Origin of the sequence: Catellatospora sp. TT07R-123 (assembly GCF_018327705.1) — a bacterium.
Classification (GTDB): domain Bacteria; phylum Actinomycetota; class Actinomycetes; order Mycobacteriales; family Micromonosporaceae; genus Catellatospora.
Window position 1 is genome coordinate 3727228 of sequence record NZ_BNEM01000002.1, and the last position, 17297, is coordinate 3744524.

Annotated in this window: 21 protein-coding genes; 6 read left to right on the forward strand and 15 right to left on the reverse strand. The window is 69.9% G+C overall.

What is annotated here, in order from left to right; translation table 11 throughout:
* Positions 1-31: 31 nt before the first annotated feature.
* On the reverse strand, positions 32-880 hold the full coding sequence (locus tag Cs7R123_RS36405; protein WP_212833386.1) for a 3-hydroxyacyl-CoA dehydrogenase family protein: 849 nt from the start codon (positions 878-880) through the stop codon (positions 32-34).
* A 124-nt stretch (positions 881-1004) separates the two neighbouring features.
* Between Cs7R123_RS36405 and Cs7R123_RS36410 the strand changes: the two genes are divergently transcribed.
* The gene (locus tag Cs7R123_RS36410) at positions 1005-1319 is read left to right on the forward strand and encodes a hypothetical protein (protein WP_212833388.1); all 315 of its coding nucleotides are present in this window, start codon (positions 1005-1007) and stop codon (positions 1317-1319) included.
* Positions 1320-1422: 103 nt separating this feature from the next.
* On the opposite strand, the gene murA is transcribed toward Cs7R123_RS36410, so the two are convergent.
* Positions 1423-2799, reverse strand: coding sequence for a UDP-N-acetylglucosamine 1-carboxyvinyltransferase (gene murA / locus Cs7R123_RS36415; protein ID WP_374707067.1), 1377 nt, complete (start codon positions 2797-2799; stop codon positions 1423-1425).
* On the opposite strand from murA, the gene Cs7R123_RS36420 reads away from it, so the two are divergent.
* Genes Cs7R123_RS36420 through Cs7R123_RS36435 form a run of 4 tightly spaced genes read left to right on the forward strand, consistent with a single transcriptional unit; the run spans position 2798 to position 5552 of the window.
* Complete coding sequence (locus Cs7R123_RS36420) at positions 2798-3376, forward strand: cob(I)yrinic acid a,c-diamide adenosyltransferase (protein ID WP_212833392.1); 579 nt, start codon at positions 2798-2800, stop codon at positions 3374-3376. The genes murA and Cs7R123_RS36420 overlap by 2 nt on opposite strands.
* Complete coding sequence (locus tag Cs7R123_RS36425; RefSeq protein WP_212833394.1) at positions 3352-3753, forward strand: VOC family protein; 402 nt, start codon at positions 3352-3354, stop codon at positions 3751-3753. The genes Cs7R123_RS36420 and Cs7R123_RS36425 overlap by 25 nt, the downstream gene beginning before the upstream one ends.
* Before the next feature lie 48 nt (positions 3754-3801).
* Entirely contained in the window at positions 3802-4773 is a 972-nt protein-coding gene (locus tag Cs7R123_RS36430) for an ATP-binding cassette domain-containing protein (protein WP_212833396.1), read from the forward strand.
* Positions 4770-5552 (forward strand): ABC transporter permease, encoded by a 783-nt coding sequence (locus tag Cs7R123_RS36435; protein WP_212833398.1) that lies wholly within the window; start codon positions 4770-4772, stop codon positions 5550-5552. Before Cs7R123_RS36430 ends, Cs7R123_RS36435 begins: the two co-directional genes overlap by 4 nt.
* 4 nt (positions 5553-5556) lie before the next feature.
* Here the strand turns inward: Cs7R123_RS36435 and Cs7R123_RS36440 are convergent, their stop codons facing one another.
* The 10 genes from Cs7R123_RS36440 to atpB form a co-directional block, all read right to left on the reverse strand.
* Entirely contained in the window at positions 5557-5976 is a 420-nt protein-coding gene (locus Cs7R123_RS36440; protein ID WP_212833400.1) for a DUF2550 domain-containing protein, read from the reverse strand.
* Between the two features lie 31 nt (positions 5977-6007).
* Complete coding sequence (locus tag Cs7R123_RS36445) at positions 6008-6292, reverse strand: F0F1 ATP synthase subunit epsilon (protein WP_212833402.1); 285 nt, start codon at positions 6290-6292, stop codon at positions 6008-6010.
* A gap of 105 nt (positions 6293-6397) precedes the next feature.
* Entirely contained in the window at positions 6398-7681 is a 1284-nt protein-coding gene (locus Cs7R123_RS36450) for an LCP family protein (RefSeq protein WP_212833404.1), read from the reverse strand.
* 91 nt (positions 7682-7772) lie between these two features.
* The gene (gene atpD, locus Cs7R123_RS36455) at positions 7773-9200 is read right to left on the reverse strand and encodes a F0F1 ATP synthase subunit beta (RefSeq protein WP_374707068.1); all 1428 of its coding nucleotides are present in this window, start codon (positions 9198-9200) and stop codon (positions 7773-7775) included.
* Positions 9200-10129 carry a F0F1 ATP synthase subunit gamma gene (locus Cs7R123_RS36460; protein WP_212833408.1) on the reverse strand — a complete coding sequence of 310 codons (930 nt, stop codon included), beginning with the start codon at positions 10127-10129 and terminating at the stop codon, positions 9200-9202. Before Cs7R123_RS36460 ends, atpD begins: the two co-directional genes overlap by 1 nt.
* 2 nt (positions 10130-10131) lie before the next feature.
* Positions 10132-11766, reverse strand: coding sequence for a F0F1 ATP synthase subunit alpha (gene atpA / locus Cs7R123_RS36465; protein WP_212833410.1), 1635 nt, complete (start codon positions 11764-11766; stop codon positions 10132-10134).
* Between the two features lie 64 nt (positions 11767-11830).
* Positions 11831-12652: a F0F1 ATP synthase subunit delta gene (locus Cs7R123_RS36470; protein WP_212833412.1), complete on the reverse strand. Its 822-nt coding sequence runs from the start codon at positions 12650-12652 to the stop codon at positions 11831-11833.
* Positions 12652-13182, reverse strand: coding sequence for a F0F1 ATP synthase subunit B (locus tag Cs7R123_RS36475; protein WP_212833414.1), 531 nt, complete (start codon positions 13180-13182; stop codon positions 12652-12654). Before Cs7R123_RS36475 ends, Cs7R123_RS36470 begins: the two co-directional genes overlap by 1 nt.
* Positions 13183-13251: 69 nt before the next feature.
* Positions 13252-13455 (reverse strand): ATP synthase F0 subunit C, encoded by a 204-nt coding sequence (atpE, locus tag Cs7R123_RS36480; RefSeq protein ID WP_212833416.1) that lies wholly within the window; start codon positions 13453-13455, stop codon positions 13252-13254.
* A 118-nt stretch (positions 13456-13573) separates the two neighbouring features.
* The gene (gene atpB / locus Cs7R123_RS36485; RefSeq protein ID WP_212833418.1) at positions 13574-14377 is read right to left on the reverse strand and encodes a F0F1 ATP synthase subunit A; all 804 of its coding nucleotides are present in this window, start codon (positions 14375-14377) and stop codon (positions 13574-13576) included.
* A 644-nt stretch (positions 14378-15021) separates the two neighbouring features.
* Here atpB and Cs7R123_RS36490 point away from each other — a divergent pair.
* Positions 15022-15480 carry a hypothetical protein gene (locus tag Cs7R123_RS36490; RefSeq protein ID WP_212833419.1) on the forward strand — a complete coding sequence of 153 codons (459 nt, stop codon included), beginning with the start codon at positions 15022-15024 and terminating at the stop codon, positions 15478-15480.
* Here the strand turns inward: Cs7R123_RS36490 and Cs7R123_RS36495 are convergent, their stop codons facing one another.
* The 3 genes from Cs7R123_RS36495 to Cs7R123_RS36505 all read right to left on the reverse strand — a co-directional run bounded on the left by Cs7R123_RS36495 (position 15481) and on the right by Cs7R123_RS36505 (position 17258).
* Positions 15481-15885, reverse strand: a complete 405-nt coding sequence (locus Cs7R123_RS36495) for a hypothetical protein (protein WP_212833420.1) — start codon at positions 15883-15885, stop codon at positions 15481-15483.
* Positions 15886-15975: 90 nt separating this feature from the next.
* Positions 15976-16590 (reverse strand): phosphotyrosine protein phosphatase, encoded by a 615-nt coding sequence (locus Cs7R123_RS36500; RefSeq protein ID WP_212833421.1) that lies wholly within the window; start codon positions 16588-16590, stop codon positions 15976-15978.
* A complete protein-coding gene (locus Cs7R123_RS36505) occupies positions 16590-17258 on the reverse strand; it encodes an L-threonylcarbamoyladenylate synthase (RefSeq protein WP_212833422.1) in 669 nt (222 codons plus the stop codon). The genes Cs7R123_RS36500 and Cs7R123_RS36505 overlap by 1 nt, the downstream gene beginning before the upstream one ends.
* Positions 17259-17297 lie beyond the last annotated feature (39 nt).

Below are 17297 nucleotides of genomic sequence, written 5' to 3' on the forward strand. Positions count from 1 at the left end.
CCGCTCGCGGGCGGGTCCGGCTCGCGGGCGGTCAGTACTGGTAGAAGCCCCGACCCGACTTGCGGCCCAGCTCACCGGCCGTGACCATGCGCTGCATGAGCTCCGGCGGGAAGAACTTCGGGTCCGCCGTGTCCCTGTAGATGTTGCTGGCCGCGTGCGCCAGGATGTCGATCCCGGTCAGGTCCGCCGTCGCCAGCGGCCCCATCGCGTGGCCGAAGCCCAGCTTGCAGGCGACGTCCAGGTCCTCCGGCGTCACCACGCCGGACTCGACCAGCTTGACCGCCTCCACCACCAGCGCGGTGATCAGGCGGGTGGTCACGAACCCGGCCACGTCCCGGTTCACCACGATGCAGGTCTTGCCGATCCCCTCGGCGAAGGCCCGCGCCGCCGCCAGCGCCTCGTCGCTGGTACGCAGCCCGCGCACCAGCTCGCACAGCCGCATCATCGGCACCGGGCTGAAGAAGTGGGTGCCCACGACCTGCTCGGGCCGCTGGGTCACGGCCGCGATCTGGGTGATCGGGATGGCCGAGGTGTTGGTGCCGAGCACCGCGTCCGGCTTGCAGATGCGGTCCAGGGCCCGGAACACCTCCTGCTTGATCTCCAGCTTCTCGAAGACCGCCTCGATCACGATGTCCGCCTCGGCGGCCGCCTCCAGGTCGGTGGTGGTGGTGATCCGGCCGAGGGCGTCCTGCGCGTCCTGCTCGGTGATGGTGCCCTTGGCCGCGAACCGGGCCAGCGACTTGCTGATGCCGCCCAGGCCCCGCGCGGTGGCCGCCTCGTCGAGGTCGCGCAGGGTGACCTGCCATCCCGCCTGCGCCGCCACCTGGGCGATACCGGAGCCCATGAGCCCGGCACCGATCACCGCGAGCTTCCCTGCCATGTCCAAGCCTCCCGAGTACGTTCGTCGCGGTCGAGCCTAAACGACCGCTCAGGAGCCCTCGACCGGCGTCTTGCCGATTGCTGAATATGCCCACGCGAACGTGAGTCGGGTGCACACTTGGGTCATGCCTGAGAGCGCATATCTCGCCGGGCCGATGGTGGCGATCCTCACGATCGCCGTGCTGGCCGTGGTTCTGTACCGCGGCTTCCAGCGCGACGGGCAGACGCCCGCCCCGGTGGCGCCGACCGCCCCGACCACCGACGACTACGGCCTGCTGGCCAGCGTGGCGATGGTCCGTACACCCGCCGACGCGAAGCTGCTGCGCGAGCACCTGCTCAGCGCCGGCATCCGTGCCACGCTCGCGACCGCCCCGGACGGGCGCATCCGCGTGCTCGTCTTCGCCGACGAGGCGATGCGGGCGCGCCGCCTCGTCGGCTGAACTGAGACAATGCTCGCCCGCGGTAGCGGCCGCTCGGTGTCGTCTGGAGCGCAGCGGAGGACGACACCGATTAAGGCCGCGGTAGCCGGCGACCATGACAGAGTCAGAAGCCGTACTCCGGGTCGGCCGGGGCCTCGGCCCGTTCGACCTCGACACCGAGTGAGCGCAGGTCCGCGGCGAAGTTCGGGTAGCCGCGGTCGATGTGGTGCACCGCCCGGATGGTGGTGACCCCGTCGCCGCACAGCCCGGCGATGACCAGGCCCGCCCCGGCCCGGATGTCGCTGGCGCTGACCTCGGCGCACGACAGCGTCTCGCGGCCGCGCACCATCGCGTGGTGGCCCTCGATCCGGATGTCGGCGCCCAGCCGCTTGAGCTCCTCGGCGAACATGAACCGGCCGTCGAAGATGTTCTCGGTGATCAGCGAGACGCCGTCGGCGACGGCGGCCATGCCGATCGCCATCGGCAGCAGGTCGGTCGCGAAACCGGGGAACGGCAGCGTACGGACGTCGACGGCGGCGGGCCGGTCGGTCATGCGGACCCGGAACCAGTCCGGCCCGTAGTCGACGGCCCCGCCCGCCTGCTGGATCTTGTCGAGCGCGATCTCCAGCCAGCGCGGGTCGACCCCGCGCACGGTCACGTCGCCGCGCGTCATCGCCGAGCCGAAGGCCCAGGTCCCGGCCACGATCCGGTCGCCGATCGTGGCGTGCTCGACCGGCTGGAGCTGGTCCACGCCGTGCACGACCAGCTCCGAGGTGCCCGCACCCTGGATGCGGGCGCCCATGGCGATCAGCATCTGGCAGATGTCGACGATCTCCGGCTCCCGGGCCACGTTGTCGATCACCGTGGTGCCGCGGGCCAGGACCGCCGCCATCAGCAGGTTCTCGGTCGCGCCGACGCTCGGGAAGTCGAGGCTGATCCGGCCGCCGTGCAGGCCCGAGGGCGCCTCGGCGACCACGAAGCCGTGCTCGCCGCTGATGTCGGCGCCCATCTTGGCCAGGCCGGAGACGTGCATGTCCAGGCCGCGCGAGCCGATCGCGTCGCCGCCCGGGTGGGCCACCCGCACCCGGCCGCACCGGGCCAGCAGCGGCCCCAGCACGCAGATCGAGGCGCGCAGGCGCCGCACCAGCTCGTAGTCGGCCTCGGGGTGCAACCGGGCGGGCACGTTGATCCGTACCCGGTCGTCCTCGAACGCGACCTCGGCGCCGAGCCGCCGCAGCACCTCGCCCATCAGGGCGATGTCGGTGATGCGCGGCACGTTGCTGATCACGCTCTCGCCCTCGGCCAGCAGCGCCGCGGCCATCAGTTTGAGCGCGGAGTTCTTGGCCCCGACCACGCCGACCTCGCCGGACAGCCGCACGCCGCCCCTTACCCGGATCACGTCCACGTCGGCCATCGTAGAAGCCTGATCACCGATCCGCGCGCTTCCCAGCAACGCTCCCCGGGACTCACCGCCACCCACCACCATTAGGCTCGCTGTCATGGCTGTTCACCTCACCCGCATCTACACGAAGACCGGCGACGCCGGCACCACCGCGCTCGGCAGCGGTGAGCGCGTGGCCAAGACCGACCCGCGCATCGCCGCGTACGCCGATGTGGACGAGTGCAACGCCGCGCTGGGAGTCGCGCTCGCCCTTGGCAACTTAGCTGACGATGTCTGCGACGTGCTCGTGCGGGTCCAGAACGACCTGTTCGACGTGGGCGCCGACCTCTGCAACCCCATCACCCCCGACCCCAAGTACCCACCGCTTCGCATCACCGAGGACTACATCACCCGCCTGGAAGGCTGGTGCGATGAGTTCAACGCTCGGTTGTCCAAGCTGGATTCGTTCATCCTGCCGGGGGGTACGCCGGGAGCGGCACTGCTGCACGTCGCCCGCACCGTTGCCCGCCGGGCCGAACGCAGCACGTTCGCCCTGCTGGCGGCAGATGCGCCGCGCACCAGCCCGCTGAGCGCACAGTACCTCAACCGGCTGTCTGACCTGCTGTTTATCCTCAGCCGCGTGGCGAACTCGAACGGCACCGCCGACGTCAAGTGGGTGCCGGGGGGCAACCGGTGATCCACCACGTCGAGGTCTGGGTCCCCGACCTGGCCGAGACCGAGCGCTCCTGGGGCTGGCTGCTGACCGAACTCGGGTGGACCGAGTTCCAGCGCTTCCCCGGGGGCGTCTCCTGGCGGCACGGCACCGGCTACGTCGTGTTCGAGCAGTCCCCCGCGCTCACCGGGGACCGGCACGACCGCTGCGCGCCCGGCCTGAACCACCTCGCGCTGCACGCCGGGACCAGGGCCGACGTCGACCGCCTGGTGGCGCAGGCTCCCGCGCGCGGCTGGACGCTCATGTTCGCCGACCGCCACCCGTACGCGGGCGGCCCCGACACCTACGCCGCCTACCTCCACGACACCCAGGGCTACGAGGTGGAACTGGTGGCGGGCTGAAAACGGCGATCCCGCTCGCGGAAAAGCCCCGGTGACTACCGTGAGGCCATGGCCGATGCGATCGTCGCCGAGGGGCTCGCAAAACGGTACGGCCAGGTCAAGGCACTGGCCGGCCTGAGCCTCAGCGTGCCGGAGGGCACGGTGCTCGGCCTGCTGGGACCGGCCGGAGCGGGCAAGACGACCGCGATGCGCATCCTCGCCACGCTGCTGCGGCCCGATCAGGGCCGCGCCTTCGTCAACGGCATCGACGTGACCGCCGAGCCCGAGCACGCCCGCCGCCACCTGGGCGTCAGCGCCCAGCAGCCGGCCGTCGACGGGTTCCTCACCGGCTTCGAGCAGCTGGAACTCGTCGGGCGGCTGCACCGGCTGGGCCACCGCCGGGCCCGCGCCCGCGCCGAGGAGCTGCTGGAGCGGTTCCACCTCACCGAGGCCGGGACGCGGGCGGTGCGCACGTACTCCCTGGCGATGCGGCGCCGCCTCGACCTGGCGGCCGCGCTGGTCGCCGCGCCGCCGGTGCTCCTGCTGGACGAGCCGACCCTGGGCCTGGACCCGCGCGGGCGGCTGGGCATGTGGGACGTGATCGGGGAGCGGGTCCGCACGGGCTGCACACTGCTGCTGTGCACCGCGCAGCTGGACGAGGCCGACCAGCTCGCCGACGAGATCATCGTGATCGACCGGGGCCGGGCCATCGCCGGGGGCACCCCGGAGGAGCTCAAGCGCCGCATCGGCGGCGAGCGCATCCAGGTCGTGCTCGGCAACCGGGCCGAGACGCAGGTGGTCGAGGACATCCTGAACCGGGTCTGCGGCGGCCAGGCGGCCGTGCTGCCCGATCAGCACCTGGTGCAGGCGCCGGTGACCGGCGGGGCGCAGGCGCTGACCGAGCTGGTGCGGCGGCTGGACGCGGCCGGGATCGAGCCGGTCGACATCGGCATCCACCGGGCCAGCCTGGACGACATGTTCCTCAAGCTCACCGGGCAGGCGGCGACGCCGACGGTGGCCGAGGAGGAGGCGCGCACGTGAGCGAGCTGGCCGCCATGCTGGCCGACAGCGCCGTGCTGGCGCGCCGCAACCTGGTCCGGTCCCGGCGGCTGCCCGGCCTGCTGCTGCTGGCCACCGGGCAGCCGGTGGCGGTCGCGCTGTTCCTCGGGTACGTCATCGGCCCCGTCCTCGCCCTCCCAGGCGTCGTCTACCGCGATTTCCTGCTGCCCGGGGTGTTCACCCAGGCCGTGATGTTCGCGGCGGGCCTGACGGCGGTGGGGCTGGCCCAGGACCGCCGGGGCGGTGCGCTGGACCGCTTCCGGGCCCTGCCCGTGTCGCGCTGGTCGGTGCTGCTCGGGCACGTCGGGGCGAACCTGTGCCCGCAGCTGCTGGCGGTGGCGGCGACGGCGGCCACGGCCGCGGTGATGGGCTGGCGGATCGAGACCGGGGCGGCGCGGGCGGCGGCCGGGTTCGCGGTGCTGCTCGCGTTCGGGCAGGCGGTCGCGTGGGTGTCGGTGATGCTGGGGCTGGCGGCCCGTACCCCGGTGCGGGCCCGGCGGCTCGGCCTGGCCTGGACCTACCCGTTCGTACTGGTGTCGTGCGCGTTCCTGCCGACCGGCGACCTGCCGGGCTGGCTGCGCCCGATCGCGCAGCACAATCCGGTGTCGGTCGTGGCGACGGCCCTGCGCGCGCTGTGGCTGGAGCCCGGCCCGCTCGCGCCGCGCACCCTGGCCCCGGCCCTGCTCTGGACGGCCGCCCTGCTGGCGCTGACCGTCCCGACCGCGCACCGCCTGCTGTCGCGCCGCGGCTCGGGGCGCTGAGCGGTCAGGTCGAGTACGGCGCGGCCGCTTCCAGCCAGGACAGGAAGCCCGTGACGGTGTGCAGCGGCATCGCGATCTCGACCGTGGCGCGCGAGTCGGCGCAGTGGAGCACGACCCAGTCGGCGGGCACCAGCACGGCTTCGTCCTGCGACGGCGGGCGGCGGCTGACCACGGTCAGCTCGCGGCGGTTCAGGGTGCGGCGCGGGCGGGGCGACAGGCTGAACATGCGGTACCAGCGCAGGTAGTCCCCGCGGAACTGGGCGAAGCCCGGGGCCCAGCCGCGCCCGCCCGGACGCTGGTGCAGGCGCAGATAGAGCTCGACCGTGCCGTGCCGGCGCGCGAAGATCTCGCGGCGCACGAACAGGAAGGCCAGCAGCGCGAGCGCGACGACGAGGATGATGGCGACGGCTTCTAGCAACCTCATCGTCGGCGTTCCGGGCGGCGCGGCGGCGCGATCAGTGGCGCGAGCCGGCCGCGGCGACCGGGGTGGCGCTCTCGGCCAGCACCGTCACGGACTCACCGGTCACGGAGAGGAACCCGCCGTCCACCTCGTAGGCCAGCTCCTCGCCGCCCTCAAGCTTGATCCGCACGGTCCCCGGCACGATCTGGCCCAGCATCGGCGCGTGGCTCGGCAGCACGCCCAGCTCGCCCTCGGTGGTGCGGGCGATGAGCATCTCGGCCTGCCCGGACCAGACCTTTTCCTCGACGGCGACGAGCTCGACCTGGATCAGCTTGGCCACGATGACTCCTCAGTGCCTATGGTGGTCAACCTGGCGTGCCAGGTCGCGAGAAGGATGTACCGGCGAGTCTAGCCGCCGGTGATCGGCACCTGGCGGCAGGACCGGTCAGTGTGACGTCATCGTCTGGAGCATCTCCGGGTGCGCGAACAGGTACTGCTCGATCGTGCCGTTGACCACCGAGGCCAGGAACGTGCGCGACGGGTAGTCGAGCTGCTCGCCCAGGTACTGGTACTTCTTCTTGGGCTTGTCGTCCTTCTTCTTGTCCTTGTCGCCCTTGTCGCTCTTGTCGTCCGACTTGGGGTCGTCGCCCTTGGGCGCGTCGCCGCCGCCGTCGTCGGCCTTGTCGCCGTCGTCGGACTTGGCGTCCTTGTCCTCGACCCACTTGCCGACGCCGCCGCCGAGCAGCTTCACCATGACGATGTTCTCCGGCCGGACCTGCCGCAGCGCGAAGGCCCAGTCCAGCATCGCGTAGCCGCGGCCGCTGAAGGTGACCGAGTCCCCCGCCGCCCGCAGCACCCGGTCCAGCGTGATCGGGTCGGACAGCACGTCGCCGCTGACGCCCTTGCTGACCATCGCCCGGATCACCTGCTGCTGGTGGCGCTGGCGGCCGTAGTCCCCGTCGGCGATGTAGCGCTGGCGGGCGAAGTCCAGCGCCTGCCAGCCGTTGAAGTGCCGGCGGCCGGGCTCGTACGTCATCTGGGGGCCGATGTATCCGTTCGCGCTCCTGCCCGGCTTGCGCTTCTCGCCGTCGGGCTGCATGTGGATCGACACGACCTGCTCGTCGACGGTGAGGTCGATCCCGCCGAGCGCGTCGACGATGTGGCGGAAGCCGCTGAAGTTGACGATCGCCCCGGCGTCGAAGCGCTGGATGCCGGTGTACCCCTTGACGGCGGCCGCCAGCAGCTCGAAGCCCTGGGCGTAGTTGGCGCGCCGGTCGCCGGGCACCTGGGCGCCGAAGAACATCGCGTGTGCGAGCTTCTCGGAGCTGCTGCCGCCGTAGTTCGCCTTCGGGAACGCCGGGATGGGCACCAGCAGGTCGCGGGGCAGCGAGAACAGGTAGCCCCGGTCCAGCCCGGCCGGGATGTGCATGATCAGCACCGAGTCGGCGCGCGGGATCCAGTACGGGTCGCTGTGCCGCGGGTCGATCCCCACCAGCAGGATGTTCAGCGGCCCCCTGAGGTCCTCGATCGGCTTGGGCTCGGGCACCGACCGTGCCGCGTCCGGGTGCTCGTCGCCGAACAGGTCCGCCTTGTGCACCGCGCCCTCGTAGCGCGCCACCAGCCGGTCCACGGTGACCAGCGAGGCCCCGCTGAGCAGCATCAGCACCGTGCCTGCCAGCACGCTCCGGCGGGCCCATCGGGCCGCCGCGCGCCACGTCTTCGTCGCCACGCAGTGCACAACGAGACCGAACCCGCCCCAGGTATGCCGAGAGCCCCGCTCCCAGGAGGGAACGGGGCTCTCGGACCGGCTTCGCTGAGCCTTACTTGGTCAGCTCACGGTAGTTGCGCTCGAGGTCGTCGAGGCCACCGCACATGAAGAAGGCCTGCTCCGGGACGTGGTCGTAGTCGCCCTGGGAGATCTTCTTGAACGCCTCGACGGTCTCCTTCACCGGCACGGTCGAACCCTCGACACCGGTGAACTGCTTGGCCGCGAAGGTGTTCTGCGACAGGAAGCGCTCGATCCGCCGGGCGCGGGCCACGGTGATCTTGTCTTCCTCGGAGAGCTCGTCCATACCGAGGATGGCGATGATGTCCTGCAGGTCGTTGTACTTCTGCAGGATCCGCTTCACCTCGGAGGCGACGGCGTAGTGCTCGGCACCGACGTACTCCGGGGCCAGGATTCGCGAGGACGAGGCCAGCGGGTCCACGGCGGGGTAGATGCCCTTGTCGGACACCTTCCGCTCGAGGTTCGTGGTCGCGTCCAGGTGGGCGAAGGTGGTCGCCGGCGCCGGGTCGGTGTAGTCGTCCGCGGGCACGTAGATGGCCTGGAGCGAGGTGATGGCCTGGCCGCGCACCGAGGTGATGCGCTCCTGGAGCTCACCCATCTCGTCGGCGAGGGTCGGCTGGTAACCCACGGCGCTGGGCATACGGCCGAGCAGCGTGGACACCTCGGAACCGGCCTGCGTGAAGCGGAAGATGTTGTCGATGAAGAGCAGCACCTCCTGCTTCTGCACGTCGCGGAAGTACTCGGCCATGGTCAGCGCGGACAGCGCGACCCGCAGACGGGTGCCCGGGGGCTCGTCCATCTGGCCGAAGACCAGCGCGGTGTCGCCGAGCACGTTCGCCCCGGCCATCTCGTGGATGAGGTCGTTGCCCTCACGGGTGCGCTCACCCACGCCGGCGAAGACGGAGGTACCGCCGAAGTTACGCGCGACCCGGATGATCATCTCCTGGATGAGCACCGTCTTGCCCACGCCGGCACCGCCGAACAGACCGATCTTGCCGCCCTTGACGTACGGGGCCAGCAGGTCGATCACCTTGACGCCGGTCTCCAGCATCTCGGTCTTCGGCTCCAGCTCCGAGAACGCCGGAGGCTTGCGGTGGATCGGCCAGCGCTCGGTGACCTCGAGCTTCTGCCCCTTCTCCAGGTTGAGGCACTCGCCGAGGACGTTGAACACCTTGCCCTTGGTCTCGTTGCCCACCGGGACGCTGATCGGCGAGCCGGTGTCGCGCACCTGGGCGCCCCGGACCATGCCGTCGGTCGGCTGCATCGAGATGGCGCGTACGACGTTGTCGCCGAGGTGGTTGGACACCTCGAGGGTCAGCGTCCGCACGCCCTCGCTCAGGGTCACGTCGACCTGGAGCGCGTTGAAGAGTGCGGGCATCGCGTCACGCGGGAACTCGATGTCGACGACCGGGCCGATGACCCGGACGACTCGACCGACGCCCGCCTTAATGTCAGTAGTCATCATTCACTCCCCGCCGCCGCCAGCGCGTTCACGCCGCCGACGATCTCACTGATTTCCTGGGTGATCGACGCCTGGCGGGCGGAGTTCATCTCCCGCGTCAGCGACTTGATCATGGTGTCCGCGTTGTCGGTCGCACTCTTCATCGCCTGGCGGCGCGAGGCCGACTCGCTGGCCGCCGAGTCCAGCAACGCCGCGTAGATCCGCGTGTTGATGTACTTCGGCAGCAGCGCGTCGAGCAGCTCCTCCGCGTTCGGCTCGAACTCGTACGCCGGCAGCAGCTCGTCCCGGTTGCCCTCGCGCTCCTCGACCTGCATGGGCGCGAAGATCTTCGTGGACGCGGTCTGCGTCATGAGCGACTTGAACTCGGTGTAGACGATGTGCAGCTCGTCCACGCCCAGCACGCCGTCGGCACCGGCACCGTCGAGGCTGTCGTCCGCGCCGTGCACGAACGCCTGGACCAGCGTCTCGCCGACCCGGCGCGCGTCCTCGAAGCGCGGCTGCTCGGAGAACCCGCTCCAGCTTCCGGCGAGCTCGCGCCCGCGGAAGTTGTAGTAGGAGGCCCCCTTGCGGCCGACCACGTACAGCGCCACCTGCTTGCCCTGCGCCTTGAGCCGGGCGATGAGCTGCTCGGTGAGCCGGATCGCGTTGGCGTTGTAGCCGCCGCACAGACCCCGGTCACTGGTGATGAGCAGCACGCCGGCCCGGTGCTCCGGGTCGCGCGGCACCAGCAGCGGGTGCTGTGCGTTGGTGTTGGACGCCAGCGCGGTCAGCACGTCGGTGATGGCGGTCGCGTACGGCAGCGAGGCCGCGACGCGCTCCTGGGCCTTGGCGATACGGCTGGTCGCGACCAGCTCCATCGCCTTGGTGATCTTCTTCGTCGAGCGGGTCGCCTTGATCCGCCGACGAAGAACCCGAACCCCACCGGCCATGACTACTTCTTCTCCGCCACGATGCGGGTGACGGTCTCAGTCCGCTCGTCGCCCTCGAGTGCCTCGGCGTCAGCCTCGTTGATCACCAGCTTGTCCTCGGACGGCAGGAAGCCCTCCTTGAACTTGGCGATCAGCCCGTCGAGCTTGGCGGCGACGCCGTCGTCCCAGGTGCCGCCCGCGATCGTCTTCAGCACGTCCGAGTGGGAGCTGCGCAGGTGCTGCAGGAACTCCGACTCGAAGCGGCGCACCTGGGCGACCGGGATGTCGTCCAGCTTGCCCTCGGTGCCCGACCAGATCGAGACGACCTGCTCCTCGATCGGGTACGGCGAGTAGTTCTGCTGCTTGAGCAGCTCGACCAGGCGGCCACCGCGCTCCAGCTGGGCGCGCGAGGCCTTGTCCAGGTCCGAGGCGAAGGCGGCGAACGCCTCCAGCTCACGGAACTGGGCCAGGTCCAGCCGCAGACGGCCGGAGACCTTGCGCATCGGCTTGCCCTGCGCCGAGCCACCGACCCGGGAGACCGACGTACCGACGTTGATGGCCGGACGCACACCCGAGTTGAACAGACCCTCCTCGAGGAAGATCTGGCCGTCGGTGATCGAGATGACGTTGGTCGGGATGAACGCCGAGATGTCGCCGGCCTTCGTCTCGATGATCGGCAGACCGGTCATCGAACCCGCGCCCAGCTCGTCCGACAGCTTCGCGCAGCGCTCCAGCAGGCGGGAGTGCAGGTAGAAGACGTCACCCGGGTAGGCCTCACGGCCCGGCGGGCGGCGCAGCAGCAGCGACACGGCGCGGTACGCCTCGGCCTGCTTGCTCAGGTCGTCGAAGACGATGAGGACGTGCTTGCCCGCGTACATCCAGTGCTGGCCGATGGCCGAACCGGTGTACGGCGCCAGGTACTTGAAGCCGGCCGGGTCCGACGCCGGCGAGTTGACGATGGTGGTGTACTCCATCGCGCCCGCGGCCTCGAGGGTGCCCTTGACCGACGCCACGGTGGAGGCCTTCTGGCCGATCGCGACGTAGATGCAGCGGACCTGCTTCTTCGGGTCGCCCGACTTCCAGTTGTCCCGCTGGTTGATGATCGCGTCCAGCGCCACCGACGTCTTGCCGGTCTTGCGGTCACCGATGATCAGCTGACGCTGGCCGCGGCCGATCGGGGTCATCGCGTCGATGGCCTTGATGCCGGTCTCCAGCGACTCGTGCACGCTCTTGCGGACCATCACGTTCGGAGCCTGCAGCTCCAGCTCGCGGAAGCCCTCGTCGGCGATCTCGCCCAGGCCGTCGATCGGCTCACCCAGCGGGTTAACCACGCGGCCCAGGAACTTGTCGCCGACCGGTACGGAGAGAACGCGGCCGGTGCGCTTGACCGGCTGGCCCTCCTCGATGCCCGCGAAGGCACCCAGGACGACGACACCGATCTCGCGGACATCGAGGTTCAGCGCGACACCCAGGGTGCCGTCGGCGAACTCCAGCAGCTCGTTGGCCATGGCCGAGGGGAGACCCTCAACCTTGGCGATGCCGTCACCGGCCTCGGTGACGACGCCGACCTCCTCGCGGGAGATCTCGGGCGCGTACGAGGAGACGAAACGCTCAAGCGCTCCACGGATCTCCTCGGACGAGATGGTCAGCTCGGCCATCCTCAGCTTCCTATCGGTGTCGTGACTGTCAAGTCAGTGAATGCGTTCTCAGGGCTCGGCTGCGTCACTTGCCGACGAGCGCGTTCCGGACGGCGGCCAGGCGCTTGGCGACGGTGCCGTCGTAGAGGTCGCTGCCGACCTTCACGCACAGCCCGCCCAGCACGGTCGGGTCGACCGTCACCTTGATCGAAATCGTCCGGCCGTAGATGCCCGACAGCGAGGACGCCAGCCGGCTCTCCTCGGCGTCGGTCAGCGGCTTCGCCACCGTGACGTAGGCGACCTGCGCCTCGCGCCGCTCGGCGGCCATCTCGACCAGGCGGGTCAGCGCGTTGGCGAACGACCGCCCGCCGAAGCCGCCCACGGCCAGCTCGGCCAGGCGCACGGTCGACGGCTTGGCCTTGCCGGCCAGCAGCCCGTGCACCAGCTCGATCCGGCGTGACGCCGGCACGGTGAAGTCGCCGATGGCACCGGCCAGGGCCGGGTCACCGGCCACGATCTGGCCGAAGCGGAACAGCTCGTCCTCGACCTCGGCGAGGTCGCCGGCCTGGTCGGCCGAAGCCAGCAGCGCGTCCGCGCCCAGGCGCTCGGCGGCGTCCAGCAGCTCCGACGCGGCCGACCAGCGGCCCGACGCCAGCACTACCAGCAGGTCCAGGCTAGCCTGGCCCACCTTGCCCGACAGCAGGCTGCGAACCAGCTCACCGCGCTGGTCGCCGGGCCGCGACGGGTCCGACAGCGCGCGGCGCAGGCGCGGTTCGCGGTCGAGCAGAGCGGCGAAGGCCAGCACCTCGTCGGCCGTGACCGCAGTGGCCGCGGCACCCGCCGCCCGGGCGCTCTCCTCGAGCGCCGCCCGGGCCGCGGTGTACGACTCTCGGCTTGCCGCCTGCATCAACGCGCTCCGGCGGTCTCGAGCTCAGCCAGCGCCCGCTCGACGGTGCCGCGACGGCGCGCCTCGTCCTCCAGCGACTCGCCGACGATCTTGCCGGCGAGGCTGACGGCCAGGGCACCCATCTCGCCGCGCAGCTCGCGCACGATGCTCGCGCGCTCGCCGGACAGCTGCTCGCGACCGGCCGCGATGATGCGGTCGGACTCTTCCTTGGCCTTGGCCAGCACGTCGGCACGGATGCCCTCGGCGTCGGCCCGGGCCTCGTCGCGGATGCGGGCGGCCTCGGTGCGGGCCTCGGCCAGCTGCGCCTTGTACTGCGACAGCAGCGCGGCGGCCTCGGCCTGAGCCTTCTCCGCCTTGACCAGACCGCCTTCGATGGCCTCGACGCGCTGCTGGAACATGCTCTCCATACGCGGGAACACGTACTTGGTGAGCACGAAGAGCAGCACACCGAAGGCGATGAGGCCGACGATCACCTCGGCGATCGGCACGCCGAGCACGTTGTACGCGTGCCCTTCTTCAGCGATGTTCATAAGTCACTCCCCTTCGGTGGTGACCGGTCGCGGGCGACCGGTCACCGAACGTCTCGGCCTATGAACGCGTTACTTGACGAAGGCGAGCACGAAGCCCAGCAGGGCCAGCGCCTCGACGACGGCGAAGCCCATGAACATGTAGGCACGGGTCAGGCCCGCGCTCTCGGGCTGGCGGGCGGTCGCCTGGATGTAGGCAGCGAAGACCAGACCCACGCCGATGCCGGGGCCCAGGGCCGCGATGCCGTAACCGATGACGTTAAGGCTGCCGCTCATGTCGGTTTTCCTCCTGCGTTGGACGCGTGCCAGTCACGCGCACGTTTTTTGGTATGTAGGTACGAACGATCTTCAGTTGTGGATCGAAAGCAAAGGTGAAGGTCGCGCCGGGCGCGGATCAGTGCTCTTCGGAGATCGAGCTCTGGAAGTACGTCGCCGACAGCAGCGTGAAGACGTACGCCTGCAGGCTCAGGATGAAGAACTCGAACAGCGTCATGATGATCGCGAACGCCCAGCTGCCGAGTGCAGCCCCCTTGAGCAGCGCGCTCTGCGCGTTCCACAGCGCGACGCCGCCCAGCGTGAACACCAGCAGGATCAGGTGGCCGGCGAACATGTTGGCGAACAGACGGACCGACAGCGTGATCGGCCGCAGCACCAGGTTCGAGATGAACTCGATGGGCACCAGGATCGGGTGCACCCACCACGGGACGCCGGGCTGGACGCAGGCGTGCTTCAGGTAGCCGAGGACGCCGTGCTTGCGCATGCCCAGGTAGATGTAGATCAGCCACGTCATCACCGCGAGGACGATGGGGAAGGCCAGGTGCGAGTTCGGCGAGATCTGCGCGAACGGGATGATGCTCCAGAGGTTCGTCACCAGGACGAACAGGAACACCGTCGCGAGGTACGGCGCGAAGCGCACGCCCTCCTTGACGCCGATGATCTCACCGGCGATGTTGTTGCGCACGATGCCGTAGACCGACTCGGCCAGCCACTGCTTCTTGGTCGGCACGAGGGTCGGGGTGCGGTAGGTCACCAGGAAGAACACGATCACGATCGCGACGGCGATCCAGATCAGCAACGTCATCTTGGTGAAAGCGGGGCCCCAGAAGGTGCCCTCGAGGGACGGGATCAGGCTCTTGAAGTCGAAGCTGTCCACACTGGGAGGAAACTCCTCAGCAAGGAACCCCGGCTGCGTAATCAACCTGTCATCCTCCGTCGATCGGGTACGGTCACCCGTCCAGTCTCTTCACGGTCAAGAAGACTCCGGCGGCCGTGCCGCCGATCAACCCGATCAACAGCCCGACGTTGGGGAGTCCCAGCCACTTATCGATGAGCCACCCGACCCCTCCCCAGACCAGCATTCCGCCGAGGAGATACCCGATGGCCGCCCAACCCGCATCGGCGCCCGCAGGTAGGGGGCGCTTTGGAGGCTGGTCATCGGCCATGACGCGGCGAACAATATCAGCCACTTGGCGTAGGGGGACAAGCGCCCCCCAGCCCATCATGGCCAAGCTCACCTTGCCCTTCGTGACCAGTACTTACGTATTGGCTACGAGAGTCATCAATGTCTTGTTCGCGTTTTGTACATATTTCAGACGATTACTGTATCTTTTCTGCCGCTTGTCACACCCGACATCGGCCCGCCGATTGTCACATTTCCGCCCACGCGACGCCAGGCTCGCCCTCCGGCCGGCCGTCGGCGACCGCCGATGTCCCAGTTCCCTCACAGCGTGGCGAAGCACACAGTGAGACGGCGAGCGCCCACAGTCAAAGATCTACATTGCTTTACTTCCAGGTACCCGGTGAAATAGAGGAAACCCCTCGAACCTCCCGGCGGTGCTGAAGATGCGCAAGGCGATCGCCCCCTTGCTATTGGTGCTGGTCACAGCGTTAGGTGCCGGGTGCGAGCCGCGCGGCAACGATGACGCGTCCGCGACCAAACCGGTGCACTGCACCGTGGTGGTCGACGGCCCCAAGAAGAACGAGGAGACCGGCAAGGTCTCCGGCCAGGTGCGCTACCGCTGCGCCACGCCCGGGGCCGAGAATCTCACTCTGAAGATCCGCATCGAGCGGCGCGACGGGGACAAGTGGAGCGCCGTCGCCTCGAAGACGTACACGCTGAAGGGCAAGCAGACCTATGCGCCCGAGCTGAAGTACGAGGCCAAGGACGTGACCATCAGCTGCCGCGACGGCAGCTTCCGCACCGTCGTGGACTGGAGCCGCACCTCGCGCAAGGACACCGAGGGCGACAACCTGATCAGCGGCGCCGTGCGCGACCCGTGCAAGCCGAAGATCTTCGACTGATCACTTGATGAGGTCGACGTCCACGTACGGGATGCGGCTGTTCCACACGTGCCAGGCGTGGCCGACGGTCCAGGCGATCGCGGCCACGCCGATCCCGAGCGCCATCGGCTTCAGCCCCGCCCAGCCCGTCTGCGCGACCCTGGCCATGGCCAGGTACAGCACGGTGAACTTGATCGCGTACGTGGCCAGGCCCATCGTGAGCACCAGCTTCGGGTTGACCGAGTCCGCCCACGCGAGCACGAAGCTGGAGAACAGGTAGCTCACCGCGACCAGCGCGACGCCGGCGAGCACGCCGAGCGCGGCCGTGCCCCCGGCGACCAGCCAGCCGACCGGTGCCGCCACCGCCGCGACGGCGGCGGTGACACCGAGCATGTACGGCAGGAACCTCAGCCGCTTCGCCAACATCACGCCACCTCAAAGTCGATCATGAACTTGTGCCCGGGACACGCCGTCCAACCCTGCCATAAGTTCATGATCAACAACTAGAGAGGCTGGTCACGGGAGGGGGAGGAGGGTGGCCGTCAGGGGGGTGAGGACGTCCTGGATCTCGTCGGCGACGCGGGTGAAGACCTGGTCGCCGCGGCCCCAGGGGTCGTCGAGGTCGTCCTTGGGCTGGGCGGGTTCGCCGTTGCGGGCTGCCGCGACCGCCGCGACCAGGGCGATGCCGCGGTCGTGGACGGCGTCGGGGGTCGGCGCGGCGGAGGGCAGGGCGGCCAGGTCGACGGCGGGCAGCAGGCGGCCGAACTCGCCGAGCACGAAGGTGCGGTCGGCGGCGTCGGGACGCAGCGCGGTGACGTAGTCGTACTGGTCGGCGGTGGCGGTGAGGATCAGGTCCGCCGCCTCGATGTGGTCGGCGCGCAGCTTGCGGGCGCTGAAGCCGTCCGGGGAGGCGCCCCGGGCGCGCACCTGGCGCGCGGCGGGCGGGTTCATCTCCTCGCCCTCGTGCCAGCCGCCGGTGCCCGCGGAGTGGGACAGCAGCAGCTCCGACCCGTCGTACGACCCGCCCAGCGCCGCGGCGCGCTCGGTCACGGCCCGGGTGAGCAGGCGCTCGGCCATCGGCGAGCGGCAGATGTTGCCCATGCACACGTGCAGCACGGTGAACGGCGGCATCATGCCTCCCCGGGCCCGGCGATGTCGGGGGCGACCTCGCGCAGCTGCTCGATGTCGATCGCGCCCGCGCGCAGGATGCGGGGCCGGTCACCGGTCAGGTCGACGATGGTCGACGGCACCGGGTTGGGGCACTCCCCCGCCTCCAGGTACACGCTGACCTTGTAGCTGAGCTGCTCGCGGGCCTCCTCGGCGGTGACCGCGGCGGGGTTGCCGGTGAGGTTGGCCGACGAGACGGCCATCGGGCCGGTCTTGCGCAGCACCTCCAGCGCCACCGGGTGCAGCGGCATGCGTACGGCCACGGTGCCGCCGGTGTCGCCGAGATCCCATTGCAGACTCGGCGCCTGCTCGACCACGATGGTCAGTGCGCCGGGCCAGAACGCCTCGACCAGGTCCCGGGCGACGCCCGGCAGCCGCAGCACCAGCCCGTCGAGGGTGTGCCGGGAGCCCACCAGCACCGGCGGGGGCATGTGCCTGCCCCGGCCCTTCGCGCTGAGCAGGTTCGTCACCGCCCAGGGCTTGAAGGCGTCGGCGCCGATGCCGTACACCGTGTCGGTCGGCAGGACCACCAGGTCACCGCTGGAGACGGCGTCGATGGCGGCCTGGATGCCCCGGTCGCGTTCGACGACGTTACGACAGTCGTAGAGCCTCACGGTGAGCCAGTCTGTCACGTGGTTTTCACCTGATGCGAACCGCACCGTGCGACAGGC